The organism is Kitasatospora sp. NPDC058162 (assembly GCF_042884005.1).
Taxonomy (GTDB): domain Bacteria; phylum Actinomycetota; class Actinomycetes; order Streptomycetales; family Streptomycetaceae; genus Kitasatospora.
Genome location: NZ_JBHVUS010000027.1, coordinates 88,606 through 111,919, shown reverse-complemented (window position 1 = coordinate 111,919; position 23,314 = coordinate 88,606). Strand labels below are relative to the sequence as shown.

Here is a 23,314-nt window from a genome sequence, read left to right as displayed (position 1 = left end):
GTGCGCCTCGTGAAGAAGGCACGACGATATCGTGACGGTTTCACCAGCTCGGCGCGGGCCCCGCCTCAGGAGCCGCTGCCTCCCCTGACGCGCCACGCCCGTCGGTGACGGAGCGTCAGATCTGTCGGACCCGGGCGCTAGCGTGGCCCGCGAGCGGGCGGCCCCGGGTGGCCGCCCGAGAGCCACGAGCAGCGGAGGCCGCAGCATGTCCCTGGTCCGGGTCCACAACTTCTCGATCTCCCTCGACGGGTACGGCACCGGCGAGGGCCAGAGCATGGAACAGCCCTTCGGGCACGCCACCGACCGGCTGCACAGATGGTTCTTCGGCACCCGCACCTTCCGGCGGATGCAGGGCAAGGAGACCGGCGAGACCGGGGTGGACGACGCGATGGCCCGCACCTGGGCCGACGGCATCGGCGCCGAGATCATGGGCCGCAACAAGTTCGGCCCGCAGCGCGGCCCGTGGGAGGACGAGGACTGGCGGGGCTGGTGGGGGCCGAACCCGCCGTTCCACACCCCGGTCTTCGTGCTCACCCACCACCCGCGCCCGAGCCTGGAGATGGAGGGCGGGACGGTCTTCCACTTCATCGACGCCTCCCCCGAGGAGGCGCTGCGGCAGGCCCGGGAGGCGGCCGGCGGGCTGGACGTCCGGATCGGCGGCGGTCCGCGCACCGTCCGGGCCTTCCTGGAGGCCGACCTCATCGACCACCTCCACGTGGTCGTGGTGCCGATCGTGCTGGGCCGGGGCGAGTCGCTGTGGGCCGGACTGGAGGGGCTGGAGGAGCGCTTCGACACCGAGGCGGTGAGCAGCCCGAGCGGGGTCACCCACCTCACCTTCACCCGGCGCGACCGCGCCTGACGGGCACCGGCTGACGGCCGGGTGGTCACAGGCCGACGGGCGGCCTCCCCGCGCAGCGGCTGCGCGGGGAGGCCGCCCGTCCGTCCGGCGTCCGGGGTCAGGCCCGGTCGATCCCGGTCAACCGCACTCAGACCCGGTCGGCCGCGATCAGCACGTACTGGAAGGAGCCGTCCTTGTAGGACTCGATGAACGCCTCCTCGATGCCGGTGACCAGCGAGGTGGTGTTCCGCAGCTCCCAGTAGGGCAGGGTGTCCGGGGTCAGGTCGATGACGGCCTGGGGCACCAGGCGGTTGTCGGCCATCGCCCGCAGGTACTCGCGGCGGGAGTGGATGTTGCACTCGAAGTGCGCGTTGATCTGCGAGACCCACTTCGACGGCTGGCCGTACTTCGGGTTCCAGCAGCCGGTGATGGTCACGTAGCGGCCGCCGACCGCCAGCACCCGGGAGTGCTCGGCGAACAGGTCGTGCAGGTCGACGTACATGCTGGACTCGTTGTTCCAGGAGCCGGCCACCGAGCCGTTCTCCAGCGGCATGTCGAGCATGTTGGCGACCCGGGAGCGGACGAAGTCGCCGATGCCCAGCTCGGCGGCGCGCTTGTTGCCGAACTCCGCCTGCTGGGTGGAGAGGGTCAGGCCCTCGACCCGGCAGCCGAAGCGCTGGTGGGCCATGACCATCGAGCCGCCGCGGCCGCAGCCCGCGTCGAGCAGCGTGGACTCGGCCCGGATGTCGCCGAGGTGGTCGAGCAGGACGTCGGCCTGGGCGGACTCCAGCCGGTGCAGCTCGGTGATGACCTTCTTCTCGCGCTCGCTGTCGGCCGGGTCGCCGATCGCCGCCTGGTCGATCTCGCCGATGCCGTAGTGGTGGTGGTACAGGCCGTCGACGTCGCCCAGGCGCAGGTTCACCGGGCGTGCCTCGTTGTTCCAGTAGCGCGCGATGTCGCTCTGGTACGGAGTCGCCGGGCCGGGGATGGCGCTGCCGGAAGCGGTGAGGTCGTCGGTCAGGGACATGGGGGTCAACTCCATTGGTCTCATAGCTGGTTATCGGAAAACGGGCGACTGCCGGCTCGGTCGTTACCAGAAGTCGGGCAGGCTGTACCGGTGGGTGTTGGTCTGGTGCCAGTAGTGGTTGCCGTCGAGCCAGGCGGCCACCCCGCGCAGGAAGCGCACCAGCGTCGGCACCGGGCAGGCGACGGCCAACGCGGCCGACTCCGCCTCGAAGGCGTGCATCAGGTCGTTGTGGACCTCGACCGCCTTGAGGTAGCCCTCCTGGCGCGAGACGCCCTCGCGCTCGGAGATCACCGTCGGCAGGTTCAGGTGGAGCCCCGGGCTGGCGAGCTCCTTGGTGTACGAGTACAGGTCGTTGACGATCGTGGTGGCGTTGCCGGCCAGCGCGATGATCCGCTGCATCGCGGGCAGCGCGTGCAGCTCGACGGGCAGCTCGTAGCCGCCGACGGTGTCGGTGATCGTCGGGCAGGGGCGGAAGTTGTTGAACTGGCGCATCGCCAGGTACTCCCACACCTCCGGCACGTGCTCGGCCTCGGCCCAGGAGGCCTCGGCCAGGTACCCCAGGTGCAGCCGCGCCATGTCGTGCCGGAAGCGGTCCGCCTGGGACGGCGTGGAGGCCCGGACGAAGTAGTCCATCGCCGAGCGGTACGAGCGCCGGGGCGCGTCCTCGGAGAGCGAGGCCTCCCAGGCCGGGTGGTACTCCGGGGTGGTGTGCAGCGGGTCCAGCGCGGTGTGCGCGAGCAGCAGGCGACTGCCCAGGCCGACCGGCGAGCCGCCGAGGTCCTCGCAGTAGCAGTCGTCCACCGCGTTCTCGGCGACCATCAGGCGCGCCGCGAGCATCAGGTGGTCGACGCTCGGCGCGTCGGGGTGGCAGGCCACCATGTAGCGCCCGGTGGAGAACCCGTCGAAGTCCTTCTCCCACTCCGGCGGGTAGAGCTCGATCTCGTCGATCGCCCAGGCCTTGATCTTGAGGCTGAGCGCCTCCACCCGGACCGGGTCGGGCTCGGCGATCGGGTGGTGGTAGAGCCCGGGGATGGGGTCGCCGGTCTTGGGCTTGCCGCCGCTCGGCGCGGCGGCGGCCGCGGCGGACGGGACGCCGAAGGTCAGGGCGGGGCCGGCGGGCAGGGTGGGGACGGACGGCGAGGCGGGGGCGGAGGGCAGTTGGACGTCGGGGAGGACGGCCTCCAACACCGCGGCCGCGGCTGCCACGGCCTCCGCCGCGACCGCCTCGACCAGCGCGGCCTCGACGGCCGGGACGTCGACCGCAGGGGCCTCGGCCTCAGGGGCGTCGACCGCCGAAGCCTCGACCACGGGCACCTCAGCGGCCGGAACCTCGGGCGCCGACGTCGGCGGCCTCAACTGCAGCCCGGAGGTGCCCAGTCCGGTGGGACCGCGCAGGATCCGGTCGATCGCCGGGGAGCTCATCGGCCCACCGCCGGGGCGTGGACGGGCCCGGGTGGTGTGCCCGTTCTGGTGCGCAGGGGCATGGAGCCTCCTCTGAGGGGGATCGCCTGGTGTGACGGGTCGTCATCTCGCCCGCCGCGACGGGGAACTCCACGCCGCGGGCCCCGTCTCGCTCGGTTCCCAACCGTAGGCGCGAAAGCCCGTTCCGGATCGCAACGGACGATCTTCTACACCCGATAGGGTGAACGTTCCGGCTGACGGCGTTTGGCCAGGCCCCTGTCATGCATCGGTCCGCCCCGTGCCCCGGGCTGCGGTTCCGCACCCGGCGGCCCCGCCCGCTCCGCACGCCGCGTCAACCTGCCGCCAAAAACCGTGTCCCGCGCCGCCCGACGGCGTTGCGCCCGCCGCGGCGGGGACCGTTCGATTGCGGACCGACCGATCGGGAGCCCGACGTCCACGGCTCGTGGAACCGGTCCGCCGGCCCCGACGCCCGCTGCACGACGCCGGGCGGGCCGGAGTCCGGGCGTCCGCGTAAGCGGGAGCAGAATGGGCGGGGCGCCGTGAGAGGAACGCGGCCGGGAAGGAAGACGAGCGCATGGAGAGCCAGGCCCGCAGCCGCACCGAAGTCGTCGAGGACCTCATGGAGCGCTTCCCCGACGTGCCCCGGGAGGCGGTGATCAAGGAGGACCTGCTGCGCGGCGGCATGGCCTTCGACGAGTCCGCCCTCAGCGGCAGCACCGGTGTCGACGGGGGCGGCGAGGTCAAGCCGAAGTCGTACTTCATCTTCTCCTTCGACCACCGCACCCTGCCCGAGCTGGGCGCGGCCGCGCTGAACCGGCCGCCGGAGGAGGTCGTGCTGACCGGCGGACCGTACGGGCTGCGCCGCACGGTGGTGTCGGTGCGGGTCAACCCGGACTCGCCGTACCGGGTGCGCGCGGGCGGGGACGGCACGCTCGGCCTCTACCTGGACGGCGCGCGGATCGCCGACGTCGGCCTGCCGCCGATGCCCGACTACTACCGGCACACCCTGGCCAACGGGAAGTCGGTGATGGAGGTCGCCCCGACCATCCAGTGGGGCTACCTGATCTACCTCACGGTGTTCCGGGTCTGCCAGTACTTCGGCGCCAAGGAGGAGTGCCAGTACTGCGACATCAACCACAACTGGCGCCAGCACAAGGCCGCCGGGCGCCCGTACACCGGGGTCAAGCCGGTCGAGGAGGTGCTGGAGGCGCTGGAGATCATCGACCGCCACGACACCGCCCTCGCCTCCCGGGCGTACACCCTCACCGGCGGCGCGATCACCTCGCAGGTCGGCGGCCGGGACGAGGCGGACTTCTACGGGCAGTACGCCAAGGCCATCGAGGAGCGCTTCCCCGACCGCTGGATCGGCAAGGTGGTCGCCCAGGCGCTGCCGCGCGACGACGTGCAGCGCTTCCACGACTACGGCGTGAAGATCTACCACCCCAACTTCGAGGTGTGGGACAAGCGGCTGTTCGAGCTCTACTGCCCCGGCAAGGAGCGCTACGTCGGCCGGGACGAGTGGCACCGCCGGATCCTCGACTCCACCGAGGTGTTCGGCCCGGAGAACGTGATCCCCAACTTCGTGGCGGGCGTGGAGATGGCCGAGCCCTTCGGCTTCACCACCGTCGACGAGGCGATCGCCTCCACCCGGGAGGGGCTGCGCTTCTTCATGTCCCACGGCGTGGTGCCGCGCTTCACCACCTGGTGCCCCGAGCCCACCACCCCGCTGGGCAAGGCCAACCCCCAGGGCGCGCCGCTGGAGTACCACATCCGGCTGCTGCAGGCCTACCGGGCCACCCTGGAGGAGTTCGGCCTCTCCTCCCCGCCCGGCTACGGACCGGCCGGGCCCGGAAAGGCGGTCTTCTCGGTGAGCTCCTTCATGGACTCGCTGCCGGGCTGAGCAGTGTCTCCTGGTGGCCGCTGCCCCCGGCAGCAGCCACCAGCGCCGTCAACAGCCGTCAACCGGCGTTCTGCCGACGGACGGTGAGGATCTGCTCGGCCCGGCCCACCGGTCCGCGGACGTCGTGCAGCACGGTGCTGGTGACGCCGTGGCCGGACGGGCCGAAGCTGACGCTGGTGTCCAGGCCGGTCCAGCCGCCGCCGGGGCGGCGGTGGAAGTGGACGGTCAGGTCGGTGTTGGGGAACATCCACTCGGTGGGCTGCTCCCGGACGGCGATGCCGTTGGCGGTGTCGACCAGGGCGATGAAGGCGGCGTGCGGACTCGCGGCCTCCCCCGCGACGAGCTCCAGCGGCGTGGTCAGCCAGGCGGCGGCCCGGCCGGGGGCGGTGGAGCGGCGGCGCACCTCGACCGAGGCGATGTAGCCGCCGGCCCACTGCTCGCTCATCGGCCAGGCCTCGAACTCCTCGGGGGCGGGCAGCCGTTCGTCGTGGGTGCCGGCCACCGCACCGGTGTCCTGCTCGGCCAGGAACCAGGCCCGGGCGCGGACCACGGCACGGCCGGCGACCGAGGCGACCGCCTCCACCAGCTCGATGGTGCGGCCGGGGCGCAGGGTCTCCACCGTGATCTCCAGCTCGTCCAGGGCGATCAGGCCGAGGATGTCGAAGCTGACCCGGGCCAGCGCGAGGCCGTCGGCCGGGCGCCCGGCGCGGTGGCGGTCGATCGCGTGGACGATCAGCCCGCCCACCGGGCTGAAGTGCTGCTCGTCGGGGTGCCAGGCGCCCTGGGCGTGGGCGGTGGGCTTGAACTGCCGCTCCCCGGTGCGCTGGTAGTAGCTGTCGGGCGCGGCGGTGGGGGTGGTCACGGTGCGCTTCTCCTCGGGCCGGATGGCGGGGTGGTGCCGGGCGGGCGCCGGTCCCGGCGTGGCCGACGTCCGCGATCTCGATCGTAGGAGCCCGAACGGGCCGGGGAGCTGTGATGCGCCCCACACCCCAGCCCCCTCCCTCACCGCGTCCGACCTGCGGCGGAGTGACGGTCGGTGCGCGGCGTCAGCCGGCCCGCGCGGCAATGGTCCCGGCCGAAATCCCCGCCGGGCCCCGCAAAAAGCCCGATAAGATGACCGCTGGTGTGCCGGGAAGTCTGGTCGGCTCGGGGGATGACGGCGGCGATCGGGCCGCAGCGACCCCGGTGTCGCGATGGGTCGTTTCTGCAGATGCACGCCGTGGGGATCGTTCTCGTCCTGGTCGTCCTGGCCACCAGCGTGGCCACCTTCGCCCGCCGATGGCGGATCCCCGCCCCCTCGCTGCTGGTGCTGGCCGGACTCGGCGTCGCCCTCGTCCCCGGCGTCCCCGCGCTGCACGTCCCCCCGCAGATCATCGGCGCGGTGGTGCTGCCGCCGCTGCTCTACTCCTCCGCCGAGGAACTATCGCTGCGCGACCTGCGGACGGTGTGGCGGCCGGTCACCGTGCTCTCCTTCGGCCTGGTCTTCGCCTCCGCCGCGGCCGTCGGCTTCATCGCCGTGGCCGTCGCCGGACTGCCGCCCGCGATGGCCTTCGTGCTCGGCGCCGTGCTCTCCAGCACCGACCCGGTGGCCGTCACCGCGCTCGGCCGCCGACTCGCCCTGCCCGGGCGGGTCCAGGTGCTCGTCCAGGCGGAGAGCCTGTTCAACGACGCCACCTCACTGGTGCTGTTCAAGGTCGCCGTCGGCGTCGCCGTGGCGGTCGGCGGGACGGTCGACCTGCCCGCCGCGGGCGGCGAACTGGTGCTGCTCGGCGGGGGCGGCAGCCTGGTCGGCGCCGCCGTCGCCGGGGTGGTCTGGCTGCTGCGCCGACGCACCACCGACCCGGTGCTGGAGACGGTGATAGCCCTGGTCACCCCGTACGCGGCGTACGTGCTGGCGGAGTCCGCGCACACCTCCGGCGTCACCTCGGTGGTGGTCGCCGGGGTGCTGCTCGGCCGCTCCGGCCACCGGCTGACCGACGCCCGGATCCGGCTGCAGCTGCACGCCGTGTACGCGGTGGTGGTGTTCCTGCTGGAGAGCGTGGTCTTCTCGATCGTCGGGCTGGAACTGCCCACCCTGGTCCGGGAGCTGCCGGCCGGCACCGGCTGGTGGCCGCTGCAGTCGGTGGCCATCGCGGCCGTGCTGATCGCCGTCCGGGTGCTGTGGACACTGCCGCTCACCCGCGCCGTCAAACCGAGCAGGGGGCGGCTGTCCTGGCGGGTCGCCGGGGTGGTCACCTGGGCCGGCACCCGGGGCGTCATGCCGCTGGCCGCCGCACTGTCCATCCCGCTGCTCACCGAGGGCGGCAAGCAGCTGGACGGACGGCCGCTGGTCCTGGTCCTCACCGTCTCCAACGTCGTGCTCACCCTGGTCGTCCAGGGCCTGACCCTCGCGGCCGTGGTCAACCGCTCCGGGCTCGCCCTGGAGCCCGAGCACACCGCGCGGGAGGAGGCCGACGCCCGCGACGAGCTCAACCGCGCCGCCCTGGACCACGTGGACGGGCTCGCCGAACTGGAGGCGGTCCCGGAGACCGCCGTCGACCGGGTCCGCCGCGCCCTGACCGCCCGGCTCGACCGCACCCCCGAGGCCCCCGACGGCACCACCGCCGACGACGCCTACCGCCAGCTGCGGCACGAGGTGATCGCGGTGCAGAACGACCGGCTGCACCGCCTCTACGAGGAGCACCGGATCAGCGACACCACGCTGCGCCTGCTCCAGCGCGACCTCGACCTGGAACAGGCGGCGCTGGGGCGGACCTGACGCGCCGGGTCGGCCCGGGGTCAGAACATCAGCACGATCAGGCCGGCCGCGCCCAGCGCGCAGAGCAGCGACAGCAGGGCGAGGCCGGTCGGCCCCGGCGGCGGCGGGAGCCGGCGCTCGGGGTGGACGGCCAGGCCGCGCCCGGGGCGGGCGGGGTGGTAGAGCACCGTCGCCTCGTCGCCCTCCCGGAACCGGCCACCCTCCGGACGCTCGTCGGTGCGCACCAGCTCGACGGTCCGCCCGTCCGGCAGGCCGTACTCGATCGTCACCCGCCGCCGGTCGTGGCCCTCGGAGGTGGTGTGCCACCGCACCCGCCGCACCCGGCCGACCGTGCAGACCCCGTCCCGGCGCAGCGCCCGGTCCGTACCGCTCGCCGAGGCCAGCGCCACGGCCGACCCGGCCAGGACCGCCGCCCCGACCAGGAGGAAGAGATCAAGCACCACCCACACACAAATCAATGTACCTACCACGCAAGGGAGTTGAAAAGACAGTCGACGGGCCGCGCGAGCCCGGCCGGACCCCGGTCTTCCCGCCCCCGCGGGCTGCCGTCACACTGTCGCGAGCACCGACAGAACCACCGAACGGGGGCCGCATGGCCAAGCGTCCGAACAAGAAGCAGAAACGACCGCTCGCCGCCGGGGTCACCCGGCCGGCCAAGCCCGCGCGCCGCCGCCCCGGCAAGGACATCCAGCTCGCGCCGCGCACGGTGCGGCGCACGGCGCTCCTGGTCGGACTGGTCGCCCCGCTGCTGATCATCGGCCTGCTCGCGATCGCCACCAACCCCGACTACCAGGGGCTCTGCACGATCCTGGCCGTGGTGGTGCTGATGGTGGCCGTCGTGGCGCTGATGCTGATCCACAGCAGCGGCTGGGTGGTCTGGCCGGCCGTCTTCCTCGGCGTGCTGCTCCTGGTGCTCCCCACCAGCGCCCTGCGCGCCCAGCTGCTCTCCCACCGCGGGGTGGACACCCGGGTCGTCATCACCTCGGCGCACAGCGCCAAGGACAAGACGGGCAAGGTCAGCTGGACCTGCGCCATCCGCCGCGAGGACGGCGGCCCGCTGCCACACGGCACCGTCAGCGGCTTCGGCTGCTCCCGGTCCTCCGTCGGGACCACCATGACGGTGCTGGCCGACCCGGAGGGCTGGGCGCCGCCGGCCACCCACGACGAGGACCTCTCCTTCCGCGGCGGCGTCGTCTGGGTCGCGGCCGCGGTGGCCGTCCTGTGGGCCGCGCTCACCTTCGGCACGGCCCGCCGCGCCCTGCGCGGGCGGGGCGGTCGGTAGGACCTCCTCCCCCGGGCCACCCTCCGCAGGGCGCGCGGCGGCAGGGGATCAGACCACGTGCTGCCACACGGTGACGTCGAGCACCACGTAGGTCGAATTGACCGAGGCGATCCTCACCCCGGCGATGCTCCCCTTTTCCAGCACGCAGAATGACGCTCCGACGGCACTGTCGACCCAGGGGACGAATACCGTGTCGCCCGCGCAGGATTCGTACGTGGGCGCCGTTCCACTCGGCAGGGTGAGCAGCTTGTTCCCATTGATGGGCAGGAATTCCAGGTGATCGGGCGCGGCGGTCCCGAGGTCCCCCTGCCCGGTGGTGCTGAAATCGGCCTGCGTCGGCTTCGCGGACCGCAGCGGGATGGAGAAGCCCGCGTTGATGTTCACGCTGTAGGAGCCCTGCACGGTCCCGTTCCCGGACGCTCCCGGCGGCGGGGCCGCCGGGCTCGTCGTGGTCGCACCCGTGGTGGTCGGCCCGGGCGTCACCGGCGTGGCCCCCGTGGGCCCGGGGGCGGTCACGGTCACGGTCGGGCCGGGCACCGTCACGGTCGGAGCCGGGCTCGGTGCCGCCAGGTTGGATCCGGCGGCGGCGCCGGACCCGAAGAGCGCCGCCGCGGACACCACCACGGTCGCTATTCCGACGGCATTCGACAGAAGCTCCTTGATATTCCCGAGAGTCGCCGCGGCCCCGCCCAGGGTCGGCGATTTCCTCGGGGCGCCCCCGCCGCCGGAATCACCCTCCCGGACCGGCCCGTCAGGACTTCCGGATCCGGGTGAATTTGGCATGTGCGCATCCCCCACGATCGACGCCTCCCACCGTTTATCGGGAAACCGATGATAGCGGGACGCGCAATTCCCGGACAGGTACCGGACGCGACGGCGGATGAATTTCTCATGATGCGGGATCTTCACCCGGGGAACAGCGCCGACCATTGACGAAGTCTTGACCGGGCCAGCCGCCGTCGCCGGTAGACACAGCACCCGCTTCCTTGTGTCCGGCCGTCAGCCGCGCAGCCCGTCCAGCAGGGTGAGGACGTCCTCGACCGAGCCTGCGGGGTCGGTGACGGGGTAGAGCACGCCGCGGACGGTGCGGTCGGCGTCGAGGAGCAGGGTGAGCCGCTTGAGGCACTCGACGCCGGCGGCGCGGAAGGTGGGCAGCCGCAGTCCGGCGGCCAGTTCCAGGCCGGCGTCGGAGAGCAGCGGGAACGGGATCCGGGCGTGTTCGGCGAACGCGGCCAGTTGGTCGGGGCGTTGGGTGCTGACGCCGTGGACGGCGGTGTCGCGGGCGGCGAACTCGCCCATCCGGTCGCGGTAGGTGCAGGACTCCAGGGTGCAGCCGGGCGCGCCGGGGATGTCGCCCCAGCCGGGCGGGTAACCCACTCCCCCTGGCGCGTAGGCGCCGGGGTAGCAGTAGAGCACCGTCCAGGCGCGGTCGGCGGCGACCGGGTCGGTCCGTCCGCCGGAGGCGGCGGCCAGTTCCAGCGCGGGCAGCCGGTGGCCGGTGAGCGCCGTGACCCGGCGGGTCTCGGCGGAGTCGACGGTGCTGGTGGCGGAGAGGGTGCCGTCGCCCAGGACGTAGCGGCCGCCCCAGTCCTGGAGGGCGACCAGGACGGGCAGCAGCCCGCGGCCCCGGTCCGTCAGGTGGTACTCGTAGCGCGGCGGGTGCGGGTGGTAGAGCCGTTTCTCCAGGACGCCGTCGGCGACCAGGGCCTTGAGGCGCTCGGTGAGCACCTTGCGGCTGATGCCGAGTCCGTTCTGGAGGGCGTCGAACTGGTGGGTGCCGCCGGCGACGTCCCTGAGCAGGAGCAGGGTCCAGGTGTCCCCGACCACGGTCAGGGCCTGGGAGATCGCGCAGTCGGGGTCAGCCGCTTCCGTGTGCCGCATGATTGCCCATTATAGTGAGTTCCCAAAAGGAACTCACTCGTCACGGGTCGGTGACCGGTGACGGCGAAGGGGGCGCACATGACGACGCAGACGGTGGACGAAGCGAGAGCGGGCGCGGGAGCGAGAGCGGTGGACGCGGGCGGGAGCCGCAGCGGCGGAGCGGGGGCGTTCTGGCGCTACTGGAGCGCCTCGACGGTCAGCCGGCTCGGCGACCAGGTCACCACGGTGGCCCTGCCGCTGATCGCGGTGGTCGCCCTGCACGCCTCGGCCCTCCAGGTCGGCCTGATCACGGGCGCCGCCTACGTCGCCTGGCTGGTGATCGGACTGCCCGCCGGGGTCCTGGTCCAGCGGCTGCCGCTGCGCGGCACCCAGGTCGCGATGGACCTGATCCGGGCCGCCGCCGTCGCCTCGGTGCCGCTCGCGGCCGCGTTCGGAGTGCTGGGGCTGGCCCAACTGGTCGTAGTGGCCCTGCTGGTCGGCTTCGCGAGCGTCCTCTTCGACGTCGGCAACTCCACCTTCCTGCCGGCCGTCGTCCCCAGGGAGCAGCTGACCGCCCGCAACAGCCTGCTCTCCGGCAGCGTCGCCGCCACCGACCTGGCCGGGCCCTCACTGGGCGGCGTGCTGGTGCAGCTCGTCGGCGGCGCGGCCTCGATGCTGCTGGACGCCGTCAGCTACCTCGCCTCCGCGGCCCTGCTGGGCAGCCTGCCGCCGATCGACCGCTCCGCCGCCCGGCCGACCGGCGGCGCCGGGATGCGCGAGCAGATCCGCGAGGGCTGGCGGTTCGTCGCCCGGCACCCGGTGATCCGGCCGTGCGTCGCCGACGCCACCGCGGTGAACTTCGTCTGCGGCGGGCTGATGACCCTCACCCCGGTGTTCCTGGTCCGCACCCTCGACGCCCCGGCCGCCGCCGTCGGCGCCCTGATGGCCACCGGCGGCCTCGGCAGCCTGCTCGGCGCGGCCGCAACGCCCCGTCTGGTCTCCCGGCTCGGCGGCGCCCGCGCACTGCGCTGGGCCACCGTGGTCGCCACCGCCTTCGCCCTGCTGCTGCCGCTCGCCGGATCCGGGTGGGCGACGCTGGTCTTCGCCCTCGGCAACGCCGGGTTCTCGGCGGGGGTCGTGGTCACCAGCATCGTGACCCGCACCCACCGGCAGACCCACACCCCGCCGGAGCTGCTATCCCGGGTGATGGCCACGGTCCGCTTCGTCTCCTGGGGCGCCATCCCGGTCGGCGCCCTCGCCGCCGGGGCCGCCGCCGCAGCCTGGGGACCGCGGACGGCGCTGCTCCTGGTGGCGGTGGTCAGCGCGGCGTGCCCGGCGATCCTGCTGGCGAGCCCGATCCGCCGGATGCGCGACCTGGACTGACGCTGCGGCGGGGGCCCGGTGGCGTCCACCGGTGAACGGCCCCGACCGCGGGCCCGACGGCGGTTCAGGAGGCCGTGAAGGTCACCTGGTCGACCGTCCAGCCGATCGGCACCCCGCCCGCCCCGCCCATGCTGCTGCTCCGCAGCCGCGACGCCGACGGCCGCCCGCTGGAGGCCCCGCCGACCGACGGAACTGCGATCATGATCGGGTGAAGGAGACCCCCACCGCGCCGACGCCGGTCATCCTCGGCATAGACGACCTCCGGCCGCTCCCCCGGGCCACCCGGATCGCCCGCACGAGCCGCGAAGGCGTCCGCCTCCTGCTGGAGCATCGCGACGGCTTCATCGACGAACTCTGGCTCGACCACGACCTCGGCGGCGACGACAGCATCATGCCCGTGGTGACCCTCCTCGAGGAGGCCGCTTTCGACGGACGGCCCTTCCGGATCGGAACGGTCTTCGTCCACAGCGCCAATCCCATCGGCGCCGCGACCGTCGTCCGGTCGCTCACCCGCTGGAACTACCGGGTCCGGCGGGCGACGGCTTAGCAGCGTCGCCCGGCCAGGAGGGGACTGCTCTGAGTACGGGGCCGACCCGAGCCCGGCGCCGACCGGTCTCAGCGGAACGCGGCGACGTTCCGGGCGGCCCAGTCCGCGAAGGGGCGCGGGGCGCGGCCGAGGACCCGCTGGACGTCCGGGCTGACGCGCAGTTCGGCCGGGTTCGGGGCCCCGAGGATGTCCAGGGTGTCGTCTGCGAGCTCCGCCGGCATGCTCCGGGCCATGCCGTCCCTGGCCTCGGCGCGGGTGAGCTCGTGGAACCCCACCGGCGCGCCCAGCGCGGCGGCGAGGGCCTCGGCCTGCCCGCGCGGGGTGATCACCTCCGGGCCGGTGAGCTCGTACACCCCACCGGCGTGGCGGCCGTCCAGCAGGCAGGCGGCCGCGACCTCGGCGATGTCCGCCGGGTCGACGATCGGCACCCCGACGTCGCCGAACGGCGCGGCGACCAGTCGCTCGGCCCGTACGGACCCGGCCCACCACAGGGCGTTGGAGGCGAAGCCGCCCGGCCGCAGGATGCTCCAATTCACGCCGGACTCCCGCAGCTTGTCCTCCAGGGCGCGCAGCGCGATCCGGGTCGGGCCGAAGGGCCTGGTCACCACCCCCTGGCTGGAGAGCAGGACGATCCGCTGGACCCCGGCCGCCACGGCGTCGGAGATGAGGTCGGCCGGCGCGGCCCCGGCCCCGTGCAGGTCGCCGGACAGCAGCAGGAACAGGGCCTCCGCCCCGGCCAGTACGGGCTTGAGGCCGCCCGGCTCGGCCAGGTCGGCCACCACGTGGCGGACGCCGTCCGGCACCTCCGCCGGGCGCCGCGACACCGCCGTCACCTCCCGGCCCGCCCCGGCCAGCGCCTGGGTCAGTGGTCGGCCGATGTTCCCGGTGGCTCCGGTCACCACGATCATGTTCTGCTCCTCCTACTCGTCGGTCTCGGATGAACTCCGAGGCCTTCAAACTAGGAGTAGCGACTTACTTTTGGTAAGGACATACCTTGAAGTAAGCTCCGCACATGAAGGAAGGCCTGCAGTACAGGGCGGCCGAGCCGGGGGGCCGGTATGACGTGTTTCACACCGACTGCCCCGCGCGCGACGTCGTCGACCACGTGACCAGCCGCTGGGGGATCTGGGTGCTGATCTCCCTGCGGAACAACGACCTGCGCTTCTACGAACTGCGCGAGAGCATCCAGGGCATCAGCGAGAAGATGCTCACCCAGACCCTGCGCGTCCTGGTCCAGGACGGCCTGGTCCGGCGGGAGGTCGCGCCGACCACGCCGCCCCAGGTCAGCTACGGGCTCACCGAGTTCGGCCGCGAACTCGGCGAGCCACTGAGGGAGTTGTTCGACCGGATCACCCGTCGGCTCCCGCCGCGCGACCTGACGCCGGCCCGCTGACCGGAGCGCCCGGCGTACCTGGATGGGGGCGGCTCAGAGCCCGCTCGGCCAGTTGTAGCCGCTCGGCACGGTGACGGCGGCGTTCTCGGCGGCCGTGCCGTACACCAGGGCGATCTCGTCGTGGGCGTGCAGCGTGATCGCCGCCGGGTCGCCGCCCACCGCCTTGCCGTCGACGTACGCGGTCAGCGTGTGGGTGGCGTCGGTGCGCAGCCCGCCGAGGTGGTCGGCGGAGGCGGAGACCTGCCACTCGGTCAGGAACTGGCCCAGGGTGAAGTCGGCGCTCACCGGCGACTCGATGTGGATGACGCCGCTGGTGTCATGGGTGTGCAGCGGGCTGATCCGCTGGGCGCTCTCGTCGATGCCGACCAGCGCGGGGACGGTCACCGGCTGTCCGTCGGCGTAGACGTCGAGGTGGGTGTGGATGTGCAGGGCGGTGCCCTCGGCGCCGAGCATCGGCAGGCCGGCCGCCTTGACGGCCGCCGTGACGTCGGCGGGCGCGTCCCAGGGCGGCGGGGTGGTCCGGCCCTCGGCGGTGGTCCGGGGGTGCGCCGGGACACCGGAGGGTGCCGAGCTGCCCTGGTTGTCGGCGATCACGACGGCGATCACACCGACCACGGCCAGCAGCAGCAGGCCTACCAGGCCGCCCACCAGCCATCGCCGGGTCCGTGCGCGCCGGACCTCCGCGGCCCGGAGCGCGGCGACGTGGGCCTTCCGCCCGGACGGCTCCGGCTTCTGCGCTGACATCGATGCGGGCCCCCTCGATCGAGGCTGCTGTCCCCCTCAGCCTCGCAGAGTCCGCCCCGGCGGGCGCGCCGAGCCGACGGCGCCCGCGGACCGGCCGCACCGGGCGACCGCCCGGTCACCGCCGGTGGCCGCCCCGGCCCCCGTGCGCACGAAAGGCCGCGGCCCCGGCCCCCCCCCACAACGGGGAGCCGGGGCCGCGGTCGGTCCGGGTGCGCGGTCAGCGCTGGCCCGGGTAGCCCTGCTGGCGCGGGTAGGGCACGTTCGGGACCTGCGGCGGGTACGGCTGGCCCTGCGGCGGCACCTGGCCACCCGGCTGGCCCGGGTACGGCTGGGCCGGCGGGTAGGCCTGCGGCGCCGGGTAGGGCTGGCCCGGCTGCGCCGGGTACGGCTGCTGCGGAGGCTGCTGCTGCGGGTACGGCTGCGCCTGCGGGGCGCCGAAGCCCTGCTGCGGCTGCGGAGGCTGCGGCTGCTGCGGGATCATCTGCTGACCGGGAGCCGGCTGACCGCCCATCGGGTAGGCCGGCATCGGGTAGCCCTGGCCCTGCGGCGTGTCGAAGGGCTGCGAGCTCGGGTCGATCGCCCCGGGCGGGAAGGCCGCGCTCAGCTGGTCCATCTCGGCCCGCCAGATGCGGTGGATGTTCAGGCGCACCGGGTTGTTGCTGCCCGGCATCTGGACGTACATCGAGCTCCAGATGCTCGCCCGCTTCACTCGGCTGACCGGGAAGGCCTGCCGCGGGAAGGCCGCCACCACGTCGCCGGGGCGGTTGTTCCAGCGGTTGGCCGAGTTGATCACCACGTGGCTGTTGGTGAGCGTCAGGAAGTAGTACCTGCGGGTCAGCACGATGATCAGGCCGACGAGCGGGATCTCACCGAGCGCGGCCGCGAGCCACGGGCTGGGCCCGCTCTCGGCGTGCACGCAGGCGATGAAGGTCTCGCCGGGAGGCGCCACCTGCGAGAGCTTCTCGATGACCTGGGCCTTCTGCTTGGCCCGGAGGAATGCCATGTCTTCTGTACCTCTTACCCCGTCGTGTCCGCCGGCTCGGTGCGGCGGGAAATCGGCTGAGGTTAGCAGGTGGTGAGGACACCTCGAACACCAGCGCCCCCGGGCGTCCCGGCGCCCCGCCGGGCCGGACCCCGGCGGGGCTGAGTCGGCACACGGAGCACCCAACGGCGGCCCGGGCGGTGGGCGTTCGCCGAGGTCGGAGGGGTGACGGGCCGCCACCGGGCGGCGCCGGACCTTCACCGGACCTTCAGATGGTGGTGACGGTGAACCCCTCCGGGGCGCGCAGCCGGACGGCGCCGGTGTGGTCGGTCGTCACCCCGATCGGCAGCCCGGCCACCGTCAGCCCGTCGATCCGCAACGACTCGTACCCGGCCGGGACCCGGCCTCGCACCCACAGCCGTCGGCCGGGGGCGTCCGCGGCGAGCCCGAGCAGCGCCTGCAGCACCAGGACGGCGGAGGCGGCGGCCCAGGCCTGGGGGCGGCAGGAGGCCGGGTAGGGGACGGGGCGGTCGTAGCGCTCGCGCGGGTGGCCGGCGTACAGCTCGGGCAGCCGGTGCTCGAAGGCCGCGGCGGCGCGCACCAGTCCGGCGGCCAGCGGCGCGGCGTCCTCGTGCAGTCCGGCGCGGGCCAGCCCGTGCACGGCGACGGCGGTGTCGTGCGGCCAGACCGAACCGGTGTGGTAGCCCAGCGGGTTGAAGCCGGCGGTGGCCGTGTCGAGGGTGCGCAGCCCGAAGCCGCTGTCCAGGCCGGGGGCGGTGAGGCGCTGCGCGACCAGCGCGCTCTCCTCATCCGAGAGCAAGCCGGTGCCGAGCAGGTGGCCGAGGTTGGAGGCGACCGAGTCGACCGGCCGCTTGTCCCGGTCGAGGGCGACCACCGGGTAGCGGCCGTGCTCGTCCTCCGCCCAGAACCGGTCGCGGAAGCAGTCGCGCAGCCGCTCGGCCCACTGCCGCCACCGGTCGGCGCCGGGGCGGCCGAAGGCCTCCAGCAGGTCGGCGGACTTGACGGCCGCCTCGTGGGCGTAGGCCTGGACCTCGCTGAGCGCGATCGGGGCGGCGGCGATCCGGCCGTCGCGGAAGCGGATGCCGTCCGAGGAGTCCTTCCAGCCCTGGTTGGAGAGGCCGCGGCCGGTGCTGTCGACGTACTCCAGGAAGCCGTCGCCGTCCGCGTCGGCGTACCGCGCCAGCCAGTCGAGGGCGGCTTCGGCGTGCGGGAGCAGTTCCTCGACGTCCTCGGCGGGCAGGCCCCAGCGCCAGGCGTCGTGCAGCAGGAGGAGCCAGAGCGGGGTGGCGTCGGCGGTGCCGTAGTAGCTGGGCGGCAGGTGGGAGCCGGTGTCCAGGTGCTGTTCGGCGCGGCGGACCTCGTGCAGGATCTTGCCGGGCTGTTCCTCGGTGGCCGGGTCGACGGCGCGGCCCTGACGGCGGGCCAGGGTGCGCAGGGTGCCGGCCGCGAGCCCGGTGCCGAGCGGGAGCATCATCCGGGCCGCCCAGAGCGAGTCGCGGCCGAACAGGGTGAGGAACCAGGGCGCGCCGGCGGCGAGGAAGGTGTCGGCGGGGCGCAGCGGGTCGGCGAGCAGCAGGCCGCGCAGGTCGTGGTGGGAGCGGGTGAGCCAGTGGGCGAGGTGGTGGTCCCGGCCGGTGACCTCGGGGGTGGTCCAGGGGGTGCTGCGGGCGGCGGGGAAGAGGTCGCCGTCGCGGTGTTCGGCGGTGCACTCCAGGACGGCCTGCCAGCTCTGGCCGGGGGCGAGTTCGAGGTCGTAGCCGAGGGTGCCGGTGGCGGGGTCGAGGTGGTGGGGCGCGGGGGTGAGGGTGAGGGCGGCGCTGAGCGGGCCGTCCTGCCAGCGCAGTCCGCGGCTGTTCGGTCCGCGGCCGTTCGGTCCGTGGCCGTTCCCGGCGGTGGGCGTGACCGGGGTGCCGGTGCGGCCGGCCTTGACGGTGTCCATGGTGGCGAGGTCGCTCTCGGCGCGGATCTCCAGGCGCAGCCGGGCGGTTCGGCCGCCGGCGTTGTGGAGGGTGTAGTGCTCGACCAGACGGCCGGGGTGGAGTTCCCGGCGGCGTTCCAGGGTGGTGGCGGGGTCGGCGGTCCGTTCGGCGAGGCCGCGCAGCACGGCGACGAAGACGCTGTGCCCGTCCGGGTCTTCGGCGGTGGCGATCGGGGCGTTGGGGACGCCGGGGACGCCGATCTCGAGGCGGGAGAGGATGCGGCGGTCGCCGTGGTAGAAGCCGTCGGCGCCCTCGGTGATCCGGCCGTCGGGGCGGGCGGCGCAGAGGCTGGGGGCGGCCACGGCGAGCCGGGCGTCGTGCAGGAACGGCTGCAGGTCGGTCGCTGGCATGGTCTCCTCGTTCTCGGTGCGGGGCTTGACAGTTGCTTCCACCCGGGCGCAACCTTTCTGTCATTGGAGCGTTCCAAGACATTAACTCCCCTGGTGGGATTGATGGAACCCCCGCTTGGAACGCTCCAAGCCACGCTCTTCGAAGTTCAGCTCGATGGCGACAGAACCTAGGATCACCGTCATGCATCCACACACATCGCCCAGGAGCGGCACCGGGGCCGCAGTGACCCTCGAAATGGTCGCCGCCCGGGCCGGCGTGGGCCGTCAGACGGTGTCCAACGCGATCAACTCGCCCGAGCTGCTGCGCCCGCAGACGCTGGAGCGGGTCCGGCGCGCCATCGACGAACTCGGCTACCGCCCGCACCGGGCGGCGCAGGCCCTCAAGACCAGGGCCAGCCGGCTGATCGGCTACGGCATCCGCTCCAGCAGCACCGGCGTGCCGACCCCGGTCCTGGACCAGTTCCTGCACTCCCTCTCCGAGGCCGCCGACCGGGCCGGCTACCGGGTGGTGCTGTTCGCCGTCGCCCCCGGGGACGACGGACTCACCAGCTACCAGCAGCTGTTGGACGAGCACGGCGCCGACGGCTTCGTGCTCAGCGGCACCGACCGCGGCGACCCCCGCCAGGGCTGGCTGCACGAACGCGGCGTCCCCTACGTCGCGTTCGGCCGCACCTGGTCCGGCAAGGACGTCGGCGACTGGGTCGACGTGGACGGCGCCGCCGGCACCTCGGCCGCCGTCCGGCACCTGGCCGGGCTCGGCCACCGCCGGATCGGCTTCCTCGGCTGGCCCAAGGGCTCCGGGGTCGGCGACGACCGCGCCCGCGGCTGGCAGGACGCGATGCGCGAACTGGGCCTGACCACCCGGGGCCGGCGGGTGGAGAGCCCGGACGACCCGGAGCGCGCCACCGAGGCCGCCGAGAAGCTGCTCGCCGGCGGCGCCACCGCCGCCGTCGCCGCCAGCGACACCCTGGCGCTCGGCTGGTACCAGGCGCTGCGCCGGACCGGCCGCACCCCCGGTCCGGAGGCCGCCGTCATCGGCTTCGACGACTCCCCGATCGCCCCGCTGCTGTTCCCCTCGCTGTCCAGCCTCGCCCAGCCGCTCGACGCGGTCGGCCGCGTCTGCATGCAGCTGCTGCTGGAACGCCTCGGCGATCGCGGACGGCCCGTGCAACACGTCCTGCTGGAACCGGAGTTGGTCCTGCGCGAAAGCGCCTGACGCCGCCCCGCCACCCGCACACCACTCCCCCGAACGCCCTCCCCCCGAAGGTCCGCCACCGCCCACCACCCCCGCAAGGAGTTCCGCATGGCCACCCCCCGTACCCTCGCCGCGGCCGCCGTCTGTACGGCCGTCGCCCTCGGCGCCGTCACCGGCTGCTCCTCCTCGGGCGGATTCGGCGGCTCGTCGGCCAAGCAGTCCTCCGGCGCCGGCCAGAGCCTGACCGTGCTGATCGCCACCTCCGGCGAGGCCGAGACCGCGGCGGTCAAGGCCGCCACCGCCGACTGGGCGAAGCGGACCGGCAACACCGTCACCGTGCAGATCGCCGCGAACATCAACCAGCAGCTCGGCCAGGCCTTCGCCGGCGGCAACCCGCCGGACCTCTTCTACGTCAACTCCGACCAGTTCGCCAACTACGCCAAGGGCGGCTCGCTGTACGCGTACGGCGACCAGATACCGGATGCCGCGGACTTCTCCGAGCAGCTGCGCAAGGCGTTCAGCCACGACGGCAGGCTCACCTGCCTACCCAAGGACAGCTCCACCCTGGCCCTCGCCGTCAACACCACGCTCTGGCAGCAGGCCGGCCTCACCGAGGCCGACTACCCGACCAGCTGGCAGCAACTCGCCGACGACGCCGCCAAACTCACCAAGGACGGCGTGACCGGCCTGGTCACCGCCCCCGACTACCAGCGGCTCGGCGCCCTGTTCAAGCAGGCCGGCGGCTGGATCACCAACCCCGAGCAGACCGCGATGACCGCCGACGCCCCCGGCGACAGGCAGGCGCTGGAGTACCTCCAGGGCCTGCTGAAGGCCGGCTCCGCCAAGTACGTGGCCGAGGTGGACACCGGCTGGGGCGGCGAGGCGCTCGGCAAGGGCAGGGCGGCGATGACCATCGAGGGCAACTGGCTCAAGGGCGCGATGGCCAAGGACTACCCGAACGTCCCGTACAAGGTGCTCCCGCTGCCCTCCGGACCGGCCGGCCCCGGCACCCTCGCCTTCTCCAACTGCTGGGGTATCGCCGCGAAGAGCGGCCACCAGGCGGCCGGCGTCGACCTGGTCAAGCACCTCACCTCCGCCGACCAGCAGCTGGAGTTCGCCAAGGCCTTCGGCGTGATGCCCTCGCGCACCAGCGCGCTGGCCTCCTACGCCGAGAAGTACCCCGAGTCCAAGGCCTGGGTCGACGGCGTCGCCCACTCCCAGCCGCCGGTCACCCTCCCCGGGTTCAACCAGGTGCTCACCCAGTTCAACACCGACCTCCAGTCGCTGCGGACGGCCGACCCGGCCGCCATCCTGGCCGCCCTCCAGCGCAACGGCGAGCAGGCCCTCAAGAATGCCCGCTGACCCCCGCGTCGCCGGCCCACGCCCCGCCGGCCCCCGCCTCCGCCGCCGGCTGCGCGAAGGGGCGTGGGGCTGGCTGTTCACCGCCCCCATGGTCCTGGTCCTCGGCCTGTTCCTGGTGCTGCCGATCGCGATGGCGCTGTGGGTGAGCCTGCTGCACTGGGACGGCCAGTCCAACCCCTTCGACGGCACCGCGGACTTCGTCGGACTGGACAACTACCGCAGGCTGTTCACCGTGGACGGCCTGGACCGCACCCTGTTCGCCACCTCGCTGCGCAACACCCTCTACTACGTGGCGCTGACAGTGCCGCTGCAGACGGTGCTGGCGCTGACCCTCGCCCTCGCCGTCAACCAGCGGCTGCTGCGCGGCCGCAGCGCCCTGCGCACGGTGTTCTACTTCCCGTCCGTCACCAGCTCGATCGCCGTCTCCACGGTCTTCCTGTTCCTGTTCCAGGGCAGCGGCGCCGTCAACCGGATGCTGGGCTGGGTCGGGGTCAAGGGCCCCAATTGGTTCGCCGATCCGCGCGGGCTGGTCTGGCTGGTGCTGGGGTGGTTCGGCGTGGACCAGCCCGCGCCGGCGGCCGGCGGCCCGCTCGGGCTGGCCTGGTCGGAGTGGTTCGCCGGACCCTCGGTCGCGATGTGCACCCTGATCCTGATGGCCGTCTGGACCACCTCCGGCACCTTCATGCTGATCTTCCTGGCGGCGCTGCAGGACATCCCGCGCGAACTGGAGGAGGCCGCCGCCCTGGACGGCGCCGGCCGGCGCCAACTGCTGCGCCACGTCACCCTCCCCGCGCTGCGGCCCGTCCTGTTCCTGGTGCTGACGCTGGGGCTGATCTCCACCTGGCAGGTCTTCGACCAGGTCTACGTGATGGGCAAGGGCGCGCCCGGCAACACCACCCTCACCCCCGCCTACCTCTCCTACTCCTCCGGCTTCGACAACGCCGACTACGGGCAGGGCGCCGCCATCGCGTTCGTCCTGCTCGGCCTGGTCCTGCTGCTCACCGCCGCGCAGCGGTGGGTCCTGCGGGAGCGGGACGGCGCAGCGAAGCCCCGCCCGAAGGGGGTCCGCCGTGCGACGCGCTGACCGCGAGACCGGCACGGAACGCCCGGTGCTCGGCCGCTTCCCCCGGCCGCTGCGCCTGCTCGGGTACGCCGCGCTGCTCGGCTTCGCGCTGCTCTACCTGCTGCCGTTCCTGCTCCAGTTGGCCAACAGCTTCAAGAGCGACCCGGACGCGGCCGCCCACCCGATGACGCTGCTCCCGGACGGCGGCACCCTCGACTCCTACCGGCGGCTGTTCGGGCTGGCGCACGGCGTGGAGAACGTCCCGTTCCTGAGCTGGCTGGGCAACAGCGTGCTGGTGACCGTCCTGGTCACGGCCGGGCGGCTGCTGTTCGACTCGATGGCGGGCTACGCCCTGGCCCGGATCGCCTTCCCCGGCCGCCGGCTGCTGTTCGGCTTCGTGCTGGCGGTGATGGCGGTGCCCGGCGTGGTGCTGCTGATCCCGAAGTTCCTGGTGCTCAAGAGCTTCGGGATGTTCGACACCTACGCCGGGATGGTCCTGCCGCTGCTGGTGGACGCCGCCGGGATCTTCATCATGCGGCAGTTCTTCGTGTCGGTGCCGCGCGAGATCGAGGAGGCGGCGCGGATCGACGGCGCCGGGACGTTCCGGATCTTCTGGTCGGTGGTGCTGCCGATGTCCCGGCCGGCGCTGATCACCCTCACCGTGCTGTCCTTCCAGGGCTCCTGGAACGAGTTCACCCATTTCCTGGTCGCCACCCAGTCCAGTGGGCACGACACCCTGACGACGGGTCTCGCGCATTTCGTCTCCGGCGGGCTGGGCTCCGGGACGCAGTACCCGCTCAAGCTGGCGGCGGCGCTGGTGTCCACCGTGCCGGTGGCGGTGTTGTTCTTCTGCTTCCAGCGGCATTTCGTCCGGGGTGCCAACTCCGGTTCGTCGAAGGGGTGAAATCCGGGGTGAGATTCGGGGTGAAATCCGGCCAAAAGGTCATGATATCGGCCTGACCAGTTAAAGCCGGGGTCAAATAATCGCGTGCAACCTTGCTGATAATGTGATCACCTGTGTATGCGCTGCGGCGTTCTTCACCGCAGGGGAGGGATCGGCCTGACCCGTTTCACTCAGGCCCCGTCAGACCAGGAGTTCCACCATCAACACCGCCATCCGCACGGCCGCCCGCGGTGCGCTGCCCGTCGCCGTCACCGCCTCCGTCCTCGCCGCCGGCCTCACCGCCTGCGGCACCGCCGAGCAGCTC

Annotated in this window: 22 protein-coding genes; 12 read left to right on the top strand and 10 right to left on the bottom strand. The window is 73.2% G+C overall.

From position 1 onward, the window contains the following. Nucleotides 1-205 precede the first annotated feature (205 nt). A complete protein-coding gene (locus tag ACFVXG_RS33935) occupies nucleotides 206-859 on the top strand; it encodes a dihydrofolate reductase family protein (protein WP_387933146.1) in 654 nt (217 codons plus the stop codon). A gap of 127 nt (nucleotides 860-986) precedes the next feature. Here ACFVXG_RS33935 and ACFVXG_RS33930 read toward each other — a convergent pair whose 3' ends face one another. Further along, nucleotides 987-1,865: a geranyl diphosphate 2-C-methyltransferase gene (locus ACFVXG_RS33930; protein ID WP_387933144.1), complete on the bottom strand. Its 879-nt coding sequence runs from the start codon at nucleotides 1,863-1,865 to the stop codon at nucleotides 987-989. A 63-nt stretch (nucleotides 1,866-1,928) separates the two neighbouring features. Continuing rightward, nucleotides 1,929-3,287, bottom strand: coding sequence for a family 2 encapsulin nanocompartment cargo protein terpene cyclase (locus tag ACFVXG_RS33925; RefSeq protein WP_387933142.1), 1,359 nt, complete (start codon nucleotides 3,285-3,287; stop codon nucleotides 1,929-1,931). A gap of 574 nt (nucleotides 3,288-3,861) precedes the next feature. Here ACFVXG_RS33925 and ACFVXG_RS33920 point away from each other — a divergent pair. Further along, nucleotides 3,862-5,187, top strand: coding sequence for a radical SAM protein (locus tag ACFVXG_RS33920; RefSeq protein ID WP_387933140.1), 1,326 nt, complete (start codon nucleotides 3,862-3,864; stop codon nucleotides 5,185-5,187). Between the two features lie 58 nt (nucleotides 5,188-5,245). Here ACFVXG_RS33920 and ACFVXG_RS33915 read toward each other — a convergent pair whose 3' ends face one another. Then, entirely contained in the window at nucleotides 5,246-6,049 is an 804-nt protein-coding gene (locus tag ACFVXG_RS33915) for a thioesterase family protein (protein ID WP_387933138.1), read from the bottom strand. Nucleotides 6,050-6,397: 348 nt separating this feature from the next. On the opposite strand from ACFVXG_RS33915, the gene ACFVXG_RS33910 reads away from it, so the two are divergent. Then, on the top strand, nucleotides 6,398-7,945 hold the full coding sequence (locus tag ACFVXG_RS33910; protein ID WP_387933136.1) for a Na+/H+ antiporter: 1,548 nt from the start codon (nucleotides 6,398-6,400) through the stop codon (nucleotides 7,943-7,945). 20 nt (nucleotides 7,946-7,965) lie between these two features. On the opposite strand, the gene ACFVXG_RS33905 is transcribed toward ACFVXG_RS33910, so the two are convergent. Continuing rightward, nucleotides 7,966-8,388 carry a DUF3592 domain-containing protein gene (locus ACFVXG_RS33905; RefSeq protein ID WP_387933134.1) on the bottom strand — a complete coding sequence of 141 codons (423 nt, stop codon included), beginning with the start codon at nucleotides 8,386-8,388 and terminating at the stop codon, nucleotides 7,966-7,968. Nucleotides 8,389-8,537: 149 nt separating this feature from the next. On the opposite strand from ACFVXG_RS33905, the gene ACFVXG_RS33900 reads away from it, so the two are divergent. Then, nucleotides 8,538-9,227, top strand: a complete 690-nt coding sequence (locus ACFVXG_RS33900) for a hypothetical protein (protein ID WP_387933132.1) — start codon at nucleotides 8,538-8,540, stop codon at nucleotides 9,225-9,227. A gap of 48 nt (nucleotides 9,228-9,275) precedes the next feature. Here ACFVXG_RS33900 and ACFVXG_RS33895 read toward each other — a convergent pair whose 3' ends face one another. Both ACFVXG_RS33895 and ACFVXG_RS33890 read right to left on the bottom strand, forming a co-directional pair. Continuing rightward, entirely contained in the window at nucleotides 9,276-10,157 is an 882-nt protein-coding gene (locus tag ACFVXG_RS33895) for a hypothetical protein (RefSeq protein ID WP_387933130.1), read from the bottom strand. A gap of 69 nt (nucleotides 10,158-10,226) precedes the next feature. Continuing rightward, on the bottom strand, nucleotides 10,227-11,108 hold the full coding sequence (locus tag ACFVXG_RS33890) for a winged helix-turn-helix transcriptional regulator (RefSeq protein ID WP_387933128.1): 882 nt from the start codon (nucleotides 11,106-11,108) through the stop codon (nucleotides 10,227-10,229). A gap of 78 nt (nucleotides 11,109-11,186) precedes the next feature. On the opposite strand from ACFVXG_RS33890, the gene ACFVXG_RS33885 reads away from it, so the two are divergent. The 3 genes from ACFVXG_RS33885 to ACFVXG_RS33875 all read left to right on the top strand — a co-directional run bounded on the left by ACFVXG_RS33885 (nucleotide 11,187) and on the right by ACFVXG_RS33875 (nucleotide 13,017). Then, entirely contained in the window at nucleotides 11,187-12,470 is a 1,284-nt protein-coding gene (locus tag ACFVXG_RS33885; RefSeq protein ID WP_387933126.1) for an MFS transporter, read from the top strand. A gap of 74 nt (nucleotides 12,471-12,544) precedes the next feature. Further along, nucleotides 12,545-12,682 carry a hypothetical protein gene (locus ACFVXG_RS33880; RefSeq protein ID WP_387933161.1) on the top strand — a complete coding sequence of 46 codons (138 nt, stop codon included), beginning with the start codon at nucleotides 12,545-12,547 and terminating at the stop codon, nucleotides 12,680-12,682. After that, nucleotides 12,679-13,017: a cyclic-phosphate processing receiver domain-containing protein gene (locus tag ACFVXG_RS33875; protein ID WP_387933124.1), complete on the top strand. Its 339-nt coding sequence runs from the start codon at nucleotides 12,679-12,681 to the stop codon at nucleotides 13,015-13,017. Before ACFVXG_RS33880 ends, ACFVXG_RS33875 begins: the two co-directional genes overlap by 4 nt. A gap of 68 nt (nucleotides 13,018-13,085) precedes the next feature. On the opposite strand, the gene ACFVXG_RS33870 is transcribed toward ACFVXG_RS33875, so the two are convergent. Next, nucleotides 13,086-13,925 carry an SDR family oxidoreductase gene (locus ACFVXG_RS33870; protein WP_387933122.1) on the bottom strand — a complete coding sequence of 280 codons (840 nt, stop codon included), beginning with the start codon at nucleotides 13,923-13,925 and terminating at the stop codon, nucleotides 13,086-13,088. A 104-nt stretch (nucleotides 13,926-14,029) separates the two neighbouring features. Between ACFVXG_RS33870 and ACFVXG_RS33865 the strand changes: the two genes are divergently transcribed. Beyond that, nucleotides 14,030-14,410, top strand: a complete 381-nt coding sequence (locus tag ACFVXG_RS33865) for a winged helix-turn-helix transcriptional regulator (protein WP_387933120.1) — start codon at nucleotides 14,030-14,032, stop codon at nucleotides 14,408-14,410. A 33-nt stretch (nucleotides 14,411-14,443) separates the two neighbouring features. On the opposite strand, the gene ACFVXG_RS33860 is transcribed toward ACFVXG_RS33865, so the two are convergent. From ACFVXG_RS33860 to ACFVXG_RS33850, 3 genes are all read right to left on the bottom strand, one after another. Continuing rightward, entirely contained in the window at nucleotides 14,444-15,154 is a 711-nt protein-coding gene (locus tag ACFVXG_RS33860) for a hypothetical protein (protein WP_387933118.1), read from the bottom strand. A gap of 217 nt (nucleotides 15,155-15,371) precedes the next feature. After that, nucleotides 15,372-16,157 carry a hypothetical protein gene (locus ACFVXG_RS33855; protein WP_387933116.1) on the bottom strand — a complete coding sequence of 262 codons (786 nt, stop codon included), beginning with the start codon at nucleotides 16,155-16,157 and terminating at the stop codon, nucleotides 15,372-15,374. Between the two features lie 247 nt (nucleotides 16,158-16,404). Continuing rightward, nucleotides 16,405-18,528, bottom strand: a complete 2,124-nt coding sequence (locus tag ACFVXG_RS33850) for a glycogen debranching N-terminal domain-containing protein (protein ID WP_387933114.1) — start codon at nucleotides 18,526-18,528, stop codon at nucleotides 16,405-16,407. Nucleotides 18,529-18,667: 139 nt separating this feature from the next. Between ACFVXG_RS33850 and ACFVXG_RS33845 the strand changes: the two genes are divergently transcribed. From ACFVXG_RS33845 to ACFVXG_RS33830, 4 genes are all read left to right on the top strand, one after another. Continuing rightward, complete coding sequence (locus ACFVXG_RS33845) at nucleotides 18,668-19,702, top strand: LacI family DNA-binding transcriptional regulator (protein ID WP_387933112.1); 1,035 nt, start codon at nucleotides 18,668-18,670, stop codon at nucleotides 19,700-19,702. 87 nt (nucleotides 19,703-19,789) lie between these two features. Continuing rightward, entirely contained in the window at nucleotides 19,790-21,043 is a 1,254-nt protein-coding gene (locus ACFVXG_RS33840; protein ID WP_387933110.1) for an extracellular solute-binding protein, read from the top strand. Beyond that, entirely contained in the window at nucleotides 21,033-22,127 is a 1,095-nt protein-coding gene (locus tag ACFVXG_RS33835; protein ID WP_387933108.1) for a carbohydrate ABC transporter permease, read from the top strand. The genes ACFVXG_RS33840 and ACFVXG_RS33835 overlap by 11 nt, the downstream gene beginning before the upstream one ends. Continuing rightward, nucleotides 22,114-23,010: a carbohydrate ABC transporter permease gene (locus tag ACFVXG_RS33830; RefSeq protein ID WP_387933106.1), complete on the top strand. Its 897-nt coding sequence runs from the start codon at nucleotides 22,114-22,116 to the stop codon at nucleotides 23,008-23,010. Before ACFVXG_RS33835 ends, ACFVXG_RS33830 begins: the two co-directional genes overlap by 14 nt. The last annotated feature ends 304 nt before the right edge of the window (nucleotides 23,011-23,314 follow it).

What these genes read in the sequence shown, in the direction of transcription:
- ACFVXG_RS33935 (WP_387933146.1), top strand. Translation starts at nt 206, where the DNA reads ATGTCCCTGGTCCGGGTCCACAACTTCTCGATCTCCCTCGACGGGTAC.
- ACFVXG_RS33930 (WP_387933144.1), bottom strand. Translation starts at nt 1,865, where the DNA reads ATGTCCCTGACCGACGACCTCACCGCTTCCGGCAGCGCCATCCCCGGC.
- ACFVXG_RS33925 (WP_387933142.1), bottom strand. Translation starts at nt 3,287, where the DNA reads ATGAGCTCCCCGGCGATCGACCGGATCCTGCGCGGTCCCACCGGACTG.
- ACFVXG_RS33920 (WP_387933140.1), top strand. Translation starts at nt 3,862, where the DNA reads ATGGAGAGCCAGGCCCGCAGCCGCACCGAAGTCGTCGAGGACCTCATG.
- ACFVXG_RS33910 (WP_387933136.1), top strand. Translation starts at nt 6,398, where the DNA reads ATGCACGCCGTGGGGATCGTTCTCGTCCTGGTCGTCCTGGCCACCAGC.
- ACFVXG_RS33900 (WP_387933132.1), top strand. Translation starts at nt 8,538, where the DNA reads ATGGCCAAGCGTCCGAACAAGAAGCAGAAACGACCGCTCGCCGCCGGG.
- ACFVXG_RS33895 (WP_387933130.1), bottom strand. Translation starts at nt 10,157, where the DNA reads ATGGTCGGCGCTGTTCCCCGGGTGAAGATCCCGCATCATGAGAAATTC.
- ACFVXG_RS33890 (WP_387933128.1), bottom strand. Translation starts at nt 11,108, where the DNA reads ATGCGGCACACGGAAGCGGCTGACCCCGACTGCGCGATCTCCCAGGCC.
- ACFVXG_RS33885 (WP_387933126.1), top strand. Translation starts at nt 11,187, where the DNA reads ATGACGACGCAGACGGTGGACGAAGCGAGAGCGGGCGCGGGAGCGAGA.
- ACFVXG_RS33870 (WP_387933122.1), bottom strand. Translation starts at nt 13,925, where the DNA reads ATGATCGTGGTGACCGGAGCCACCGGGAACATCGGCCGACCACTGACC.
- ACFVXG_RS33865 (WP_387933120.1), top strand. Translation starts at nt 14,030, where the DNA reads ATGAAGGAAGGCCTGCAGTACAGGGCGGCCGAGCCGGGGGGCCGGTAT.
- ACFVXG_RS33860 (WP_387933118.1), bottom strand. Translation starts at nt 15,154, where the DNA reads ATGTCAGCGCAGAAGCCGGAGCCGTCCGGGCGGAAGGCCCACGTCGCC.
- ACFVXG_RS33855 (WP_387933116.1), bottom strand. Translation starts at nt 16,157, where the DNA reads ATGGCATTCCTCCGGGCCAAGCAGAAGGCCCAGGTCATCGAGAAGCTC.
- ACFVXG_RS33845 (WP_387933112.1), top strand. Translation starts at nt 18,668, where the DNA reads ATGCATCCACACACATCGCCCAGGAGCGGCACCGGGGCCGCAGTGACC.
- ACFVXG_RS33840 (WP_387933110.1), top strand. Translation starts at nt 19,790, where the DNA reads ATGGCCACCCCCCGTACCCTCGCCGCGGCCGCCGTCTGTACGGCCGTC.
- ACFVXG_RS33835 (WP_387933108.1), top strand. Translation starts at nt 21,033, where the DNA reads ATGCCCGCTGACCCCCGCGTCGCCGGCCCACGCCCCGCCGGCCCCCGC.